The 15,607-nt window shown below is 57.8% G+C and carries 13 protein-coding genes and 1 tRNA gene; 11 read left to right on the top strand and 3 right to left on the bottom strand.

The genetic code is table 11. The annotated features are described in order from the left end of the window. Positions 1–333 precede the first annotated feature (333 nt). The 6 genes from fdhF to BC443_RS02385 all read left to right on the top strand — a co-directional run bounded on the left by fdhF (position 334) and on the right by BC443_RS02385 (position 7,723). Positions 334–3,288 carry a formate dehydrogenase subunit alpha gene (gene fdhF, locus BC443_RS02410; protein WP_247643199.1) on the top strand — a complete coding sequence of 985 codons (2,955 nt, stop codon included), beginning with the start codon at positions 334–336 and terminating at the stop codon, positions 3,286–3,288. Continuing rightward, entirely contained in the window at positions 3,288–3,779 is a 492-nt protein-coding gene (locus BC443_RS02405; protein ID WP_071230248.1) for a hypothetical protein, read from the top strand. Before fdhF ends, BC443_RS02405 begins: the two co-directional genes overlap by 1 nt. A gap of 130 nt (positions 3,780–3,909) precedes the next feature. After that, the gene (locus BC443_RS02400) at positions 3,910–5,259 is read left to right on the top strand and encodes a cytochrome ubiquinol oxidase subunit I (protein WP_071230247.1); all 1,350 of its coding nucleotides are present in this window, start codon (positions 3,910–3,912) and stop codon (positions 5,257–5,259) included. Then, the gene (locus BC443_RS02395) at positions 5,259–6,212 is read left to right on the top strand and encodes a cytochrome d ubiquinol oxidase subunit II (RefSeq protein WP_071230246.1); all 954 of its coding nucleotides are present in this window, start codon (positions 5,259–5,261) and stop codon (positions 6,210–6,212) included. Before BC443_RS02400 ends, BC443_RS02395 begins: the two co-directional genes overlap by 1 nt. Before the next feature lie 299 nt (positions 6,213–6,511). Continuing rightward, positions 6,512–6,826: a hypothetical protein gene (locus tag BC443_RS02390; RefSeq protein ID WP_071230245.1), complete on the top strand. Its 315-nt coding sequence runs from the start codon at positions 6,512–6,514 to the stop codon at positions 6,824–6,826. A gap of 66 nt (positions 6,827–6,892) precedes the next feature. Beyond that, complete coding sequence (locus BC443_RS02385) at positions 6,893–7,723, top strand: MBL fold metallo-hydrolase (RefSeq protein ID WP_071230244.1); 831 nt, start codon at positions 6,893–6,895, stop codon at positions 7,721–7,723. A gap of 71 nt (positions 7,724–7,794) precedes the next feature. Here the strand turns inward: BC443_RS02385 and BC443_RS02380 are convergent, their stop codons facing one another. Then, entirely contained in the window at positions 7,795–8,265 is a 471-nt protein-coding gene (locus tag BC443_RS02380; RefSeq protein ID WP_071230243.1) for a universal stress protein, read from the bottom strand. A gap of 313 nt (positions 8,266–8,578) precedes the next feature. Here BC443_RS02380 and greB point away from each other — a divergent pair, with 313 nt between their 5' ends. After that, the gene (greB, locus tag BC443_RS02375) at positions 8,579–9,118 is read left to right on the top strand and encodes a transcription elongation factor GreB (RefSeq protein ID WP_083387170.1); all 540 of its coding nucleotides are present in this window, start codon (positions 8,579–8,581) and stop codon (positions 9,116–9,118) included. Between the two features lie 123 nt (positions 9,119–9,241). Beyond that, on the top strand, positions 9,242–10,483 hold the full coding sequence (locus BC443_RS02370; RefSeq protein ID WP_071230242.1) for an HDOD domain-containing protein: 1,242 nt from the start codon (positions 9,242–9,244) through the stop codon (positions 10,481–10,483). Here BC443_RS02370 and BC443_RS02365 read toward each other — a convergent pair. Both BC443_RS02365 and BC443_RS02360 read right to left on the bottom strand, forming a co-directional pair. Then, the gene (locus tag BC443_RS02365) at positions 10,467–11,474 is read right to left on the bottom strand and encodes a methyltransferase (RefSeq protein WP_071230241.1); all 1,008 of its coding nucleotides are present in this window, start codon (positions 11,472–11,474) and stop codon (positions 10,467–10,469) included. The two genes, BC443_RS02370 and BC443_RS02365, sit on opposite strands and share 17 nt — an antisense overlap. Then, positions 11,474–12,322 (bottom strand): methyltransferase domain-containing protein, encoded by an 849-nt coding sequence (locus tag BC443_RS02360; protein ID WP_083387169.1) that lies wholly within the window; start codon positions 12,320–12,322, stop codon positions 11,474–11,476. Before BC443_RS02360 ends, BC443_RS02365 begins: the two co-directional genes overlap by 1 nt. Positions 12,323–12,492: 170 nt before the next feature. Between BC443_RS02360 and BC443_RS02355 the strand changes: the two genes are divergently transcribed. The 3 genes from BC443_RS02355 (at position 12,493) to BC443_RS02345 (ending at position 15,561) form a co-directional block, all read left to right on the top strand. Next, positions 12,493–12,569, top strand: a tRNA-Arg gene (locus BC443_RS02355). A gap of 804 nt (positions 12,570–13,373) precedes the next feature. Beyond that, positions 13,374–14,396 carry a hypothetical protein gene (locus tag BC443_RS02350; protein ID WP_071230240.1) on the top strand — a complete coding sequence of 341 codons (1,023 nt, stop codon included), beginning with the start codon at positions 13,374–13,376 and terminating at the stop codon, positions 14,394–14,396. Next, positions 14,386–15,561, top strand: coding sequence for a hypothetical protein (locus BC443_RS02345; RefSeq protein ID WP_071230239.1), 1,176 nt, complete (start codon positions 14,386–14,388; stop codon positions 15,559–15,561). The genes BC443_RS02350 and BC443_RS02345 overlap by 11 nt, the downstream gene beginning before the upstream one ends. The last annotated feature ends 46 nt before the right edge of the window (positions 15,562–15,607 follow it).

Below are 15,607 nucleotides of genomic sequence, written 5' to 3'. Positions count from 1 at the left end.
GGCGACCAGACCCAAACGCTGCCTTAATCCAGATCAACGTTCGCCCGTTCGCATCCTCGCCTCTCAGTGAATCCTGACTAGGCTGAGCGTAGCTAAGGAAGCACTGAGTCAATGCCTGCGGACGAGTGATCGAGGGTACGATCGGGAGCGACGCCGGGGCGGGGTTTGCTCGGAGCCCCTGCCCGCCCGCGACAGGCGCCGGTTTCTGCGCTCCGTACATCTGGCATTCATCCGTACCCTTGCGCTTGTGCGCCCGCTCATTGATTCAGCGCCTCCTCTTCCTACAAAAGTGCTAAACGACCGTGACCGGGTGGACGAGCAATGGCGCAGTGCATGTTATATGTCAACGACAAGATGCTGACGGGAGAATCGGGCGTCTCTCTCGTCGATTTCCTCGAGCAACATGACATCGATATTCCTCACGTTTGTTATCTCAAGACGCTAGGCCCTTTGCAGACCTGCGACACTTGCTGGGTAGAGGTCAACGGGGAACTCCAGCGAAGCTGCGCCGTGAAAAGCGAAGCAGGAATGGAGATCGCGACCGATTCCCCGAAGGCAAGAGCGGCGCGCGAAGAGGGGATGGATCGTCTGCTGTCGAAGCATGAGCTCTACTGCACGGTATGCGAGAACAACAACGGCGACTGCACCTTGCACAATACGGTCGCCGACATGGGAATCGACATCCAGCGCTACGACTATCAGCGCAAGCCCTATCAGAAGGACACCTCCAGCCCGTTCTACACCTACGACCCCGACCAGTGCATTCTCTGCGGTCGCTGTGTCGAGGCGTGCCAGAACATCGAAGTCAACGAGACGCTGTCGATCGATTACAGCATGGAGAATCCGCGCGTGCTGTGGGATGGCGGCGAACTTATCGATGAATCGAGCTGCGTTCACTGCGGCCACTGCGTCACGGTCTGCCCGTGCAACGCCCTGCTGGAAAACACCATGGACGAGAACACCGGCCCGTTCACGTTCATGCCCAAGCCGCTCAAGCGCTCGATGATCGATCTGACCAAGCAGATCGAGAAGACCACCGGTGCCCAGCTGATCACCGGCATTTCGGTCATGGACATGGAATGGCGCCAGCCGGAGATCAAGCGCACCAAGACCGTCTGCACCTATTGCGGCGTGGGCTGCTCTTTCGAGATGTGGACGCGGGATCGTCACATTCTCAAGATTCAGCCGGTGGAGGATGCCCCGGTCAACGGCATCTCGACCTGCATCAAGGGCAAATTCGCCTGGGATTTCGTCAACTCGGACAAGCGCCTGAAGACGCCGTTGATTCGTGAAAACGGCGCCTTTCGCGAAGCGAGCTGGGAAGAGGCATTGAATCTGGTGGCCCGCCGCCTGCTCGAGGTACGCGATACCTACGGCCCGGACAGTATCGGCATCATCGGCTCCAGCAAGGCCAGCAACGAAGAGGCGTACCTGGCGCAAAAGCTGGCCCGCCAGATCATCGGCACCAACAACATCGACAATTCGTCGCGCTACTGCCAGAGCCCGGCCTCCACCGGCCTCAAGCGCACCACGGGCTACGGCGCGGATGCCGGCCGGGTCGAGGACCTGCAACTGGCCGACGTGGTCATCATGGTGGGCAGCAATACCGCCGAGAGCCACCCGGTGATCGCCTCGCGCCTGAAGTCGGCGCACAAGCAGGGCAAGCAGAAGCATATCGTCGTCGATACCCGCAAACACGAGATGGCGGAACGTGCCGACCGCTTTCTGCAGCCCCATGCCGGCACCGATCTCGCCTGGGTGCTGGCGATCACGCGCTACCAGTTCGATCATGGCTACGCCGATCTCGACTTTCTCGAACGCCGCGTCTCGGGTCTCGACGAATTTCGTCGCTCGCTCGAACCCTATTCGCTCGAATTCGCCGCCGAGGTCACCGGGCTTTCGCTGGAAACACTGACCGAACTGGCGGAAACCGTCGGCCGCGCCGAGCGGCTCTGCATCGTCTGGGCGATGGGCATCACCCAGCACGTTCACGGCACGGACACCAGCTCGGCCTTCGCCAATCTGCTGCTGACCACCGGCAACTATGGCCGTCCGGGCACCGGCGGCTACCCCATGCGCGGCCACAACAACGTGCAGGGCGCAAGCGACTTCGGCTGCCTGCGCAATACCTATCCCGGCTACGACTCGGTCACCGAAGAGTCGGTACGCGAGCGCTGGGCCAAGGGCTGGGGCGTCGACAAGGAGACACTTCCCGGCGAGGTGGGCGAAGGCAACTTCCTGATGGTGCAGGCAGCCGAGAAAGGCGAGCTCAAGGCGATGTACGTGATGGGCGAGGAGACGGCCTTTTCCGACGCCGACACCAACAACGTCCACGAGGCTTTCAGCAAGCTCGATTTCCTCGTCGTCCAGGACATGTTCGTCAGCCGCACGGCGCAGTTCGCCGATGTGGTGCTGCCAGCCTGCCCCAGCGTCGAAAAGGAAGGCACCTTCGTCAATACCGAGCGCCGCATCCAGCGCTTCTACGAAGTCATGCCGCCGCTGGGTGACAGCCGCCCCGATTGGCGGATATTGACCGAGCTGGCCAACAAGATGGGCTATGCCTGGGACTACAGTCACCCTGCCGAGATCATGGCCGAGTGCGCGTCCATCTCGCCGCTCTTTGCCGGCGTCACCTATGAACGTCTGGCCGGCTGGAACTCCCTGCTGTGGCCGGTCGATGCCGACGGCACCGACTCCCCTTACCTCTTCCGCGACAGTTTTCCGCAGGAAGGCGGCAAGGCCAAGCTCTATCCGCTCGAATGGCGTCCCCCGGCGGAATCCAACGACGACGACTACCCGTTCATGCTCGACAATGGCCGCCTGCTGGAGCACTTCCAGAGCATGAACCAGAGCGGCCAGACGGAAGGCACCGTCAAACAGGTTCCCGAGTGGTTCGTCGAAGTCGGTGTGGACACGGCACGCGAGATGGATCTCGAAGACGGGAGCTGGGTCCGCGTCTCGTCCCGTCGCGGCAGTCTGGAAGTGAAGGTCTGCGTCACTGACCGGGTCAGTGGTCATACCTTGTTCATGCCGATTCATCAGGGCAAGCCGGGCCTGAATCTGCTGACGGGCGAACATCACGACCCTGACGTCGATACGCCGGCCTACAAGGAAACCGCCGTCAGGCTGGAGCCGCTGCCCCGAGAGAAAGGCGAACCTCCTCTCCCCCATAACAACTTTCGCTACGGCCATCCCACGCCGATCGACGGCGTCCCGGTCGAGGTCAAATGGATGCAGGAGGACTATCGTCAGCCACCGCAACACCAATCGCATCCGGAGAAGAGCTGATGGCAGAACGTATCGACTACACGCCCCCGCCCAACGGCGATCTCGATCCCAGCGCCCAGCAGGAGTGGGAACGCCTGCTCGAAGGCCTCCACGAGCATGGCTTCCTGCGCTTCGCCAACGATCTGGTCCGCAGCAATACCCAACTGGCGCAGATTCTCACCAACGCGCTCAGCCGCGAGGGATCGCTGAATGCCATTCAGAATCTCTCTTCATTGCTGATCGCGCTTTCCAGCATCCCGCCCGGGCAGTTCCACAAGACGGTCTACGCCGCACGGGATGCCTTCGTCGCCATGGAAACGGAGATTCGCTCGGAGCGCGAACATGACAAGGCGCCCGGCTTCAGTGGCGCCTTCCGCCTGCTCAAGGACGAAGAGCTGTGGCACGCGCTGACGCCCTTGATCGGCGGGCTGAAGACATTCACGGCGGGCCTTGACCGTGATGTCGAACGGCCGGTTTCCGATCGCACGGGCAAACCCAGCGACTTTCAATAGGTGGCCGACCGATCGATAAGCGACCGATCGATAAGTGACCGATCAATAGGCGACCGATCGATAAGTGACCGATCAATAGGCGACCGATCGATAGGCGACCGATGCGCCGTTCCTGAAAGGGTAACCAGCCATGTTCCCGTTGGACACGCTCGATCTCGCTCGCCTGCAGTTCGCCAGTACCCTGCTGTTCCACATCATCTTTCTGGCACTGAGCATCGGCTTGTCCACCTATCTCGCCTTTCTGCGCTGCATGGCGGCGTGGAAAGGCGATGCCATCTACATGGCGCTGTACCGCTATTGGCTGCCCCACTTCACCGCCAACTACGGCGCCGGTGTGGTATCCGGCGTGGTCATGGCCTTCGAGCTGGGGCTCAACTGGCAGGGGTTCACCCGCGCCGCCGGCGGTATCAACGGGGTGCTGCTGAGCTATGAAGTGGTGACGGCGTTCTTCCTGGAGGCGACGTTCTTCGGCCTGATGATCTTCGGCGAAGGCAAGATCGGTACGCGCATGCACTGTTTCTCGGCGATCATGGTGGCGGTTGGCGCCTATCTCTCCTCGTTCTGGATCCTGGCTTCCAACAGCTGGATGCAGACACCGGCCGGTTTCCTGCACCAGGCCGGCACCTTCGTGCCCGTCGACTGGCTGGCCGTCGTCTTCAGCCCCTCGTCTCTCTACCGGCTCGTTCACATGTCGCTGGCCGCGATGATCGCCACGGCCTTCGTCGTGGCCGCCATCGCGGCCTGGCATCTGCTCAAGGACCGCACCGACCCCGTCTCCCGCAAGATGCTGTCGATGGCGCTATGGATGCTGACCTTCGTGGTGCCGCTGCAGATCGCGGCGGGCGATCTCCACGGGCTGAATACGCTCGAGAACCAGCCGGTCAAGGTGGCAGCCATGGAGGCCTACTGGGAGCACAAGCCAGAGCAAGGCGGCATGCCAATGGTGGTTGCCGCCTGGCCGGACAGCGCCAGCGAAAGCAACCGCTTCGCGCTGGAGATCCCCCGGCTCAGCAGCCTCTATCTCACCCACAGTCTGACGGAAAAGATCCAGCCGCTGACCGCCTGGCCCGAGGCCGAACGCCCCAACGTGCCGCTGGTCTTCTGGTCCTTCCGGCTCATGGTCTATACCGGCTTCACCATGCTCGGCATCGTCGCGGTGTCGCTCTATCTCCGCCATCGGCGGTCGCTTTTCGATACCCGCTGGTTCCTGCGGGCGATGACCCTGACCCTGCCGGTGGGCCTCATCGCCATCGAAGCCGGCTGGATCACCACCGAGGCCGGCCGCCAGCCCTGGATCATCTACGGCGAGATGACGACACGGGAAGCCGTGACGCCCTATGGCACCTGGCAGCTCATCGCCAGCCTGGCCGTGCTGTGGACGATCTACACGCTGGTGTCCGGGGCGGGAACCTACCTGTTCTTCAAGCTCACGCGGCGTTCACCGCGCGCCATGCTGGCGAAAGATAACGGGGCCGCCTGATGGATACGCTGGCAACGGTACTCTACATCCTGATCGCCCTGGCGCTTTCCCTCTATTTCCTGCTGGATGGCTACACGCTGGGCGTGGGTCTGAACATGCCTTTTCTCGGCCACAAGCAGACTCGGGAACACGCCGTCCATTCCGTTACCCCGTTCTGGGATGCCAACCAGACCTGGCTGGTCTTCGCGGTTTCCGCGCTGTATGGCGCCTTTCCGGGGCTCTATTCGGCGATACTGCCAGCCTTCTACATCGAGATCGTCGTGCTGCTGATGCTGCTGTTCGTGCGCGGCATCGTGTTTGAATTCTATGAAAAATTCTCCCATCCCGAACGCTTTCACACCCTGCTGTTCGTGGCTGCCCTGGTCGCCGCCTTTCTCCAGGGCGCCATCGCCACGCAGATTCTCATGGGCCAGGGGCTTTCGGACGAACCCGGACATGGCGACATCTGGCAATATGAAAGTGCCCTTGGCGGCGCCGTGTTCATTCTGGGCTATGCCGTGCTGGGCAGTGCCTGGCTGCGCATAACGCTCCCCCGGGCCAGCACCGATGCGCAGTCGACCTATCGCCTGATACTGGGCATCGTGGCGTTTCTCGTGCTCGTTATCTGGATCGTCATCTGCCTGATCGAGCAGCCGTTGCTCGCCGCGCGAGTGGGAGAACGAGGCGGCGTCATCGCCGGTTTCGCCGCCATCGGCATCGTGAGCGCCATTGCCATCAAGAGCTTTGCCAATACCCGCGCAGCAGCCTTTTCATGGGCAGCATGCTCGGTGATGCTGTTGACCTCGATCGTCTATGTCTGTGTCTATCCCGATCTCGTGATTGGCAGCCCGGCGGATGAAGGCGCGATCGCCCCGCATGCTAGCCAGCTGTTTCTTCTCGTCGGGCTCGCGATAGCCCTGCCCATGATCGTGACTTATACCCTCTACAGCTATCGCTCTCTCTTGAAGCCTTGAGCCATTTATCGAAGCCGTAATCCTTGGCTTTTTAGGCTTTGTACGAAAAGCCGGCGAGCGATGATCAGACAAGGCAACACTCAGCGGCATCAGTCGCGGACATTGGCTCATCGACATGGGTCGATTCTTTTCATCTGGCAGGCAACAGACGGAATATCCGCCGGGAAACCCGAACGACATTGATGCCGGTTAATCCCGCCTTCCGCGTTGGTATTAAACTGGAAAACAAGATGATCAGGCTCGATTCAAACGAGGATCGAGCCTGGTTCGGGAAATGCCTTCCGCTCAGGAGCAACGCGATGAGTCGTGAAACAGATAACGCCGAGGGCTCTGCCAAAGAGCGCCAGCAGGCCAAAAAGGCGATGGGCAAGGATACCCCTGATGGCGCCGAAAGCCGTCAAACGGCGGGCTCGCATCACGAGGAGCCGACACCCTATCGTCCGGATGCAAACGTCGACAACCAGAAGTCCGCCAAGTCGCGACACACGCCAGCCCATAACGACACGGTAAAGGAGACACCCGTTCCCGGCGCCCAGTTGGCCAAGGAGAAGAAGGCCCACAAGGCCAATATCAACGAGAAGGCCGACAAGGCCGACCCCAAGGCAAGCGGCTAGCGAATCGTTGGGCGCCCTTTTGTCTAATCGAATCGATTCATCCTGTCGTCCAGCACGAGATAAGCCATGAACGAAGAAACCCGCCAGAACCTTGCCCTGGGCCTGATCTCCGTCCGCGACAATCAAAGTTCGCCGGTCGCCCCCGGTGTGACGCAACTGACGCTCAAGTTCGTCAATGTCTGCTTCGTGGCGGAGCCGAGCCAGGATCGCTGGGTGCTGGTCGACGCCGCACTCCCCCGGCAGGAGGGCAAAATCATCGCCTGGGCCAAACGGCTTTTCGGCGATCGGCCGCCCGCGGCGATCATTCTGACGCATGGCCACTTCGACCATATCGGCTCGGCGCTGGCGCTCAGTCGCCACTGGCAGGTGCCGCTGTATGCGCATCCGCTGGAGTTCCCGTATCTGACCGGCTCGCAACCTTACCCACCGGCGGACGCCTCGGCGGGAGGCGGCGTCATTTCGCGCCTTTCCCCGCTGTTTTCGCGAGGCCCTTACCATTTCAACGAGGTCCTCTCTCCGTTGCCGGAAGACGGCTCGGTTCCCGGGCTGGATTCGTGGCGCTGGCTGGCGACACCAGGCCATTCGCCGGGCCATGTTTCGCTATTCAGGCAGGAAGACAAGACGTTGATCGCGGGGGATGCCTTCGTGACCGTACAACAGGAATCGCTCGGTCAGGTCATCCTGCAACGAACCAGACTGAGCGGGCCACCGCGTTACTTCACACAGGACTGGGGGCAGGCGTTCGAGTCCATCAAGCTTCTCGCGCAGCTGGCACCAGCAATGGCGACGACGGGTCATGGCCCGCCGGTCGGTGGTGCCCTTCTGACCAACGGGCTGGAGCACATTCTCAATCATTTCCATGCCGATCACATGCCGAAGCATACGTTCATGCACTAATCTGTCGAGAATCTGCCGAGCCGGTACCGCGTCATGGGTCCCGGTTCCGCGAGCCAGGCGAGTCAAATGCGTCAGGTGTCAGATGAGCCAGGCGAGTACTCCAGAACGACGTGCTCCTCTTCATCCACGATCGTCAATTTGCACGGCGTCGACTTCCTGATCTTGCCGATCATGCCTTCCCATTTCGGAGAGGATTTCGACGTTCCCATGATGATCGTATCGACTTTCAGCCGACGGGCTTCTTCAGCGATCGTTTCGGATAGCTTCCCGTCCTTTATCAGAAAATTCACCGCCGCCATCGGCTCGTTCAAACGATTCCAGCGCTCTTCCAGAAACGCTTCGGCACGCGCGACATCTTCTTTATCCAGTGCATGCGTGGCAGCGCCTGTCGCAGCGCCCAGCACGTCTCCCGTCTCTCTGGGTTCGACGACATGCAGCAGGTAAAGTCGAGTATGATCATGTTGGGCGATGCCTCTTGCCTTGCGCAAGGCCGCCATGGATGCCGACTTTTTTCCCATGGGAATGAGGATCGAATTCTGCATTGTCGCCTCTCGTTGTCATTTCGATATTGAGTATAGCGACCGGCCTCCCCGCCTCGTTAATCCGGATTAACCAGGCAAAATCCTTTCGCTCTTTTCGTTACGCTTCGCCACATGCACAACGCCATCCGCGACGGCGGCTGCCGGTCGCCAGGGTTTCGCTACCATCGGCTGCCGTTTGCTTCACCCGCTGCCCATTCACTGGCAATCATTGCCAACGACCCGGCCGCACGGCGTTGGCTGCGGGTATCGTCGTGGTGACGATCGGCGGATTCGCGTTACGCTAGCCGGATCTTCAGGCATCGAGAGACGTGATATGCAAGGGCGAAACATGACGCGCTGGCGCGACCCCAAGAAAGACCCGCGTCAGGAAAAGAAAAGCAACCTGATCACCCCGCAGGGATTCGATCGGCTGCAGGGCATTCACGACCATCTGTCACGTGTCAAACGCCCCCAGCTATCGGCGAAAGTCGGTGAAGCCGCCGCCCTGGGCGACCGTAGCGAAAACGCGGATTACACCTACAACAAGAAGGAACTCAATCGCGTCATCGCGCGGATTCGCTACCTGCGCAAGCGCCTGGACGAGCTGCAGGTCGTCGACCGCTTGCCGGCCGATACCGGCAAGGTCTACTTCGGCGCCTACGTGACGCTGGAAGACGACGAGGGCGAAGAACTGTCGGTGCGCCTGGTCGGCCACGACGAGACCGATACCGACAAGCACTGGATCAGCGTCGACGCCCCTCTCGCCCGGGCATTGCTGGGCAAGGGGCTCGATGACGACGTCGTGGTCGCCGCCCCGGGTGGCGAGACGCACTATATCGTCACCGACATCGCCTATTCGGATTCCGACCACTGAGACGAGAAGACGCTGAAAACGCGCCGGTAACTCAACAAATCCGCGAAGCGGTCGATAGAGGGAAAAAGGGCCGGCCAACCTGGCCCGACAGATCAAAATGACCGGGACCCATCAAGGAAAGCCATGCCGAACGCTTCCGAATCTCAAGCTGCCTCGGTGTTGTTCGCACGGCAGCCGATCTTCGATGCCTCGCTCGAGGTCTTCGCCTTCGAATTGCTGTTTCGACCGACCGATGGCGGGCCGATGCCGATGTCATTCGATGGCAACCGGGCGACCAGCACGGTTCTGCTGAACGCCTTCACCCAGAGCGATCTGGAGACGGTCAGCCAGGGGAAGCCGTTGTTCGTCAACTTCACTGCCGCGACGCTGCTCGATGATCTGCCCTTCGACCCTGCCTGTCTGGTCATCGAGCTACTCGAGGACATCCCGTTCGACGACACCATCCGTGACCGGCTGGCGCTGCTACGCCAACAAGGCTTCATGATCGCCCTGGATGACTACGCCGAGGGAAACATCGAACACCCCTGCCTGCCGCTGGTGGATATCGTCAAGCTCGAGTACCCGTACTACTGCGACGAGTCATTCGAGCGTATCGTGCGGCAACTGCGCCAACGCTACCCGCATCTCAAGATACTGGCCGAAAAGCTGGAGACGGCAGCCGAACTCAGCTGCTGCCAGCGCGCCGGTTGCGACCTGTTCCAAGGCTACTTTCTCGCCCGCCCCCAGCTCGTCCACGGCAACACCGTGGCCGCCGATCGCATCGCCATACTCGAGCTCATCGCCACGCTCAGCAAGCCGGACGTGAGCGCGGACGACATCTTCGCCGCCATCGAGCGGGATCCCGCGCTTGGCGTGCGATTGCTCAGGCTGGTCAACAACACCAAACAGCGCCAGGCCGACGTCACCTCCCTGGAACAGGCCGTTGCCCTGGTCGGCCCGCAGCGCATCCGCAGCCTGGCGACGCTGCTGGCACTCTCCGAGGTGGAAGACAAGCCGGCGTCACTGCCGCAATCGGCGCTGGCGCGCGCCTGCCTGTGCCGGGAACTCGCGGCGAGCGAACCCGCGCTGGCCGAGAAAGCCTTCATCTCGGGGCTGTTTTCCTATCTGGAAGCCTTCTTCGATCGCCCGCTGGTGGAACTCGTCGAGTCGCTGCCGCTGCACGCCTCGATCACCACGGCGCTGCTGACCCGCGCCGGCCCGGTGGGCGCACTGCTGGAGACCGCCATCCAGCTGGAAAGCGAGTCATGGAACGAGATTCCCTGGCCCCGGCTGGAGTTGATCGGCATTCAGGTCGAAGACGTCCGGGCCGCCGATCGGCGCGCCCGTCAGGCCGTCCGCGAGCTACAGGCTAACGCCGCACCTTGATGGCGCGATAGACGCGAAAGCGCCGGTTGTCGGCCAGGATCTCGAAGCTGCCGAATGCGGCCTCGAGCCAGTCCGGATACGGCAGAAACGCATTGGCGACCAGCGTCAGGCTGCCGCCATCGACCAGATGCGCCGGCGCCTCGCGGATCAATCGCTCGGCGGGTCCGTAATCCACCGCACGCTGCTGATGGAACGGCGGATTGCTGACGATGGCCTCGAAGGTGCCTTCCAACTGGCGATAGACATCGCTCTGGACGACCGTGCCGGTCAACTGATTGGCCGCCAGCGTGCGACGCGTCGCCTCGACCGCGAACTCGTTGATGTCCACCGCCGTGATCTCGCAGCCCTGCCGTGCCAGCCACGCCGCCAGAATGCCGTCGCCGCAGCCGACGTCCAGCGCACGCAGCGATGCACCACCGCGCGCCGGCAACGGCGACTGCTGCAACGTCTCCATCAACAGCCGCGTGCCCTCGTCGAGCTTGCCATGGCCGAAGACGCCGGGATGCGTCTCAAGCGTCAGCCCCTCTGCCGTGAACGTCTGCCAGACCGCATCCGGATCGCGAGCGGGCTCGACCGTGCGGGTGGCGAACAGCGTGCAGCGACGCGCCGTATCCAGCTTGCGGCATTCCTGCTGAAAGCCTTCCAGTATCTTCGGCACCCGCTTGATGCCACCCTGATTCTCGCCGACGACCTGCAGCGGCGTGCCGACCGGCAAGGCGGCATTCAGTGCCGCCAGCCACCATTCACCCAGGGCATGGCTCTTGGGCCAGAACAGCACCGCGCCCGGCACCTCGGCGGGCGGCCCGCTCAGGGCGCCGTAGGCCGGTCGCCCGGTCTGGCGCCAGGCGTCGCAGACATCCAGTTCCGCGCTCCAGACGCTGCCCTCGCCGGACTCGAGCCAGCCATCTCGGGGCGGCGCCACCCACAGCCAGCCGCGATAATCCGCGTCCTGGCGGGCAAGCAGTTGACACGCCGGGGGTTGCGTCGACATCAGAACTTCTCCTCTGGGCCCGCGCTGTCGGCGTGCCGAATCATGTAGTGAAGGTAACGCCCCAGGCGCCAGTGGGGCTCGACCTGGCAGTAGCGCTTCTCGAGCTCGATGATCGTCGCGAGCTGGGCTTCGCTCGGCGAGCGTTCCCGCAGGTAATCGTGAAAGATCCGGATACCGGCAACGCTTTCGATCACCAGCCCCTCTTCCCGGCACCAGCGTTCGATATCGGCATGCGTCAGCGGCGAGATCGGCGTCAACCGCTGGCGCTGGCCGGTGCCGGAAAGCCGGTCCTCCAGCGCCTTGTCGAGGTTGCCCTTGACCACGTTGGAAAAACGCAGCGCATCGCGGTTGAACACCATCAGCGACAGGCGACCGCCCGGTGCCAGCAGGGATTTCAGCGTGGCAACCGCCTGACGCGGCTGGGCCAGCCACTCCAGCACCGCATGACACACGACCAGCGGCCATGGCCCCGGCGCCAGCTCCGGCAACGCCTGGATCGGCGCCTGCAGCGCTTGGATGGACAACTCGCCAAATCCGGCTCGCGCACGCCCCAGCATCTCCGCGGAAGGCTCCGCCAGGGTGACGCGATGCCCCCGCTCGGCCAGCCACACGCTCATCTGGCCGAGGCCACCGCCCACATCCAGCGCAGGCGCGCCGTCCTGCGGCAAGGCGTGCGACAGTACCTGATCGAGCACCGCCAGGCGGATCTGGCCGCGCGCCGTGGCGTAGAGGCTATTGGCGAACTTGTCGGCCAGACCGTCGAAGATCCGGTCCTGCCCCACGGGGATATCGTTGCCGTGTCGCGGGCTCGCGGCGGGCAGCTCGGAAGCGTCATCAGAACTAGGCATGAGATAGGGATGGCTCGAATCGGAAAGGCGGCATTGTATCAACGCCAACGCAGAGCGTCCCGACGCAATGGCCACGGCGGGTTTATCTCGGCGAATCCGGCGCTTATACTATGCGCCGCTCGAGACACATGCTTCGCTCGACGAACAGCGGTAGTGCTGTCCTGCCTCCCGCCCCCATAGCTCAGCTGGATAGAGCGTCCCCCTCCTAAGGGGAAGGTCTCAGGTTCGAATCCTGATGGGGGCACCAAGTTTTCTTTCTCGATACTCCCTGGAACGCCATAAAGCGCCCTGAATCATGGCGTTACGCCTGTTTTCGGCTCCCGACATTCCCGATCTCCCCTCGATTCCGATACGGGGATGGCGTGCTCAGGGGAATACCCCCTGTTCGATTTCCCCTCGTATACCACCACGCCACCAACCCTATGAAAGACCGAAGCCACCAAGCCCCGCCCCAACAGCAACCAGACCCGCCAACTAGCCGGACGCGCCATGCGCTGTTCATGGCTGAAACGGACGAGCATCGTTCAAGCCTGGCCTTCGCATGCCGATAGGGAGAGAAAGGCTCGGGTTCCTTGCGCCCCGCCTGCGCGCTAGATGGGTTGGATTTGATGCAGCGCTGCAGAGGGCGAGAAGCCGCGTCGGGGCTAGGCTGCGGGCGGTTTAGTAGCCTCTAAAAATCATGCGGAATGATGCGTTTCGCCGCTCGTCCGATGAAAGGCGGGAGGACGCTGGATAGAGAAGTGAAACGGAATGTGGCAGATTGATACAAAAGGTATTCCGAATAGGGCTCAAGAAAGCTGACGGGTTCCAACCCAAAACGGACATGCAGGTAAGACAGTAAGCATTGAGGGTATGAGCATGCACAATGATCGATTCTATATAGTTATTTTTAATAATTTTTTAGTGCCTTATAGACTCTGCATGCTAAAAGTATCACATACTTGAACATGCGCACTCGTTCGAGCCAACATACTAACGTGCTGTGCAATACCTATTGCAACTAAATTCAGAAAATGTAAAAGAACGAAGCTTAGAAACAGGGAAGAATCGTTTGTATACCTTTAAAAATACCGAAATAAACAACAAGAAATCTTCAGACTTTGAGACCAAGTCTTTGTTGTATTTGCTGGGTATGAGAAGCGATAGTGAAGAAATTGAACTAGTTACTGTGGATTGTTTCAATGACGTAACAGGGTCTAATGCGGATTTCAGCAAGCTCTGGGATGTTCAAAGTAAGAACCATAGAAGCCTACCTCCTTCTAAAATTGGTGAGAGCCTATCCACGCTATACGACAATTATATCTCAACCATTAGTTTTCATGACTATATATTATTCATCCCTAGATTAAAAAGAGACTATTTAATCAACCCCTCTATAAATATTTACAGTTACGAAAACATTAATAAAGAGCAAAAAAAAGGCATTGAGAAAAAGCTGAAAGAAAAGATAAATGGAGACAAATCAGGGAAAGTTCCGCCTCTATTTTTGGATTTCTTATCGAAGATATGCTTTGTTGAAGACAATAAGAGAGTTAGCACATATATAAAGAAAATCTCTAAATTTAAGAATAAGAGGTCTATTCCTGAAGAGATATATAACCGAATATTTTTAGAAATCAGAAATGCCCAATCAGCTCTTAAGAACTCATATATTGAGAACGAAAAAATAAGTCACCCTTCTGAGGTTCTTAAATTTAATCGCCATATTAGAAAGGCTGATATAAACACTCTTTTGATTAGCAGACTAGTTGGGATTGACGTGTTTTCTTTTCCGGGAATACCTTTGAGCTTCTTTGACGTTTTACTCGATAAGGATGAAGAAGAAAGAAAGGATCTGATTCAGGAATGTAATGAGAATCTAAGTCGGGCGTTCTTTGACAAAAATGGTTGCAGGGAGTTCTGGAAAGTAACAGAAAGATTGATAAGCTTACTAAAGGAAAATCCCGATGATAATATTTTTGATGTCTATTCGAATTTGATGTCAACAATTAATGTGAAAACAGAGCACTTAACAAAGGAAACTTTGCTGTATATGATTTCTCTAGTAAAGACAGGGCTGACAGATGCTCATTAAGAAAATTGCATTTGGCGATTCAGAAGAAGCGTTTGTGGAAAGTAGATTGACTGATGGCCTGAATGTCATCTTTAGTGATGATAACAACAGGGGTAAAACTCTAGTCATGCAAGGTCTAATGTTTTCATTAGGCTATGAATCTATCTTCCCAAGTTCTTTCAACTATAAAGATAAATATTTCTATTGCGAGGTTGAGATAGGCAATGTTAACTATGAGTTCTTGAGGAAAAGAAACTCTATTGCCATAAAGACTAAGGATGCGATACAGATATTCAATTCAGTTAGTGAAGCAAGGTATTTTTTAGATAAATTTGTTTTCTCAGTGCCCAAGATCAAAAAAGAAGGTCGACATGCGCTCGTAGATTTGAGCTTACTATACGAGTTATTTTTTATTGGCCAAGACAACAGAAATCCGTCTGGACTTATAAGCAAAGCGCAATTTAATAAAAATGATTTTAAACTTATGGTTTATGATTTAGCCGGCTTATCTGGCAATCAGCTAAATTTTGATGACATAAAGGCTACAAAGGAAAAGGTTAGGTCATTTAAAATACAGCTTAAAGACATTAGAAAGAAAATATCAATAATTAGACAGAACCCAAATATTGCTGAGATAGTTTCTAGAACATATGACTCTGAAGTTGTTCAAGAAAAAACAAAAAGACTATCTGAAATAAATAAAAACATATCAAGACTTAAGCGATCTCGACAGAGGGAGATTAACAGAAAGTCTAAGCTAGAACAGCTTATTACAGAGCTTAACTCGCTAAATAGAGAGCTTAGTGAGGGTGGCGTTCAATGTGGAGACTGTGGCAGTGACAAAATAGTATATACCAATAGCGACCTAACGTTTGAAATAAGTAATATAGACGTGAGAAATGGAATCATGAACTCCATTCATCAAAACATTAGGCAAAAAGCCAATATAATTATGGATTTTACCGAGGAGATTAATTATTTGCAAAAAGAGCTAAATGAGGAAATGAAAGAAACACCGCCTAATTTCCAACAAATTGTTTTGTACCAAGAGCAGGCTGTATCAGAAGTCGATTTTGATGACCAGGCATTCTATCTTTCCAATCAAATAAAAACGCTAGAAGCTCAGCTTAAATCATATTCAAACATAGATGAATCGGCGGTCTCAATGACCAAGTGCAACACGTGAGCCATCAGGTACGGTGTTGCCATGACTTACTGCTATCGCCATCTCT

The organism is Salinicola sp. MIT1003 (genome assembly GCF_001858555.1).
GTDB lineage: Bacteria > Pseudomonadota > Gammaproteobacteria > Pseudomonadales > Halomonadaceae > Salinicola > Salinicola salarius.
This window is presented reverse-complemented; position numbering and strand designations above follow the sequence as displayed.

Coding starts and splice junctions, on each gene's coding strand:
- fdhF (WP_247643199.1), top strand. CDS start 334: ATGTTATATGTCAACGACAAGATGCTGACGGGAGAATCGGGCGTCTCT.
- BC443_RS02405 (WP_071230248.1), top strand. CDS start 3,288: ATGGCAGAACGTATCGACTACACGCCCCCGCCCAACGGCGATCTCGAT.
- BC443_RS02400 (WP_071230247.1), top strand. CDS start 3,910: ATGTTCCCGTTGGACACGCTCGATCTCGCTCGCCTGCAGTTCGCCAGT.
- BC443_RS02395 (WP_071230246.1), top strand. CDS start 5,259: ATGGATACGCTGGCAACGGTACTCTACATCCTGATCGCCCTGGCGCTT.
- BC443_RS02390 (WP_071230245.1), top strand. CDS start 6,512: ATGAGTCGTGAAACAGATAACGCCGAGGGCTCTGCCAAAGAGCGCCAG.
- BC443_RS02385 (WP_071230244.1), top strand. CDS start 6,893: ATGAACGAAGAAACCCGCCAGAACCTTGCCCTGGGCCTGATCTCCGTC.
- BC443_RS02380 (WP_071230243.1), bottom strand. CDS start 8,265: ATGCAGAATTCGATCCTCATTCCCATGGGAAAAAAGTCGGCATCCATG.
- greB (WP_083387170.1), top strand. CDS start 8,579: ATGCAAGGGCGAAACATGACGCGCTGGCGCGACCCCAAGAAAGACCCG.
- BC443_RS02370 (WP_071230242.1), top strand. CDS start 9,242: ATGCCGAACGCTTCCGAATCTCAAGCTGCCTCGGTGTTGTTCGCACGG.
- BC443_RS02365 (WP_071230241.1), bottom strand. CDS start 11,474: ATGTCGACGCAACCCCCGGCGTGTCAACTGCTTGCCCGCCAGGACGCG.
- BC443_RS02360 (WP_083387169.1), bottom strand. CDS start 12,322: ATGCCTAGTTCTGATGACGCTTCCGAGCTGCCCGCCGCGAGCCCGCGA.
- BC443_RS02345 (WP_071230239.1), top strand. CDS start 14,386: ATGCTCATTAAGAAAATTGCATTTGGCGATTCAGAAGAAGCGTTTGTG.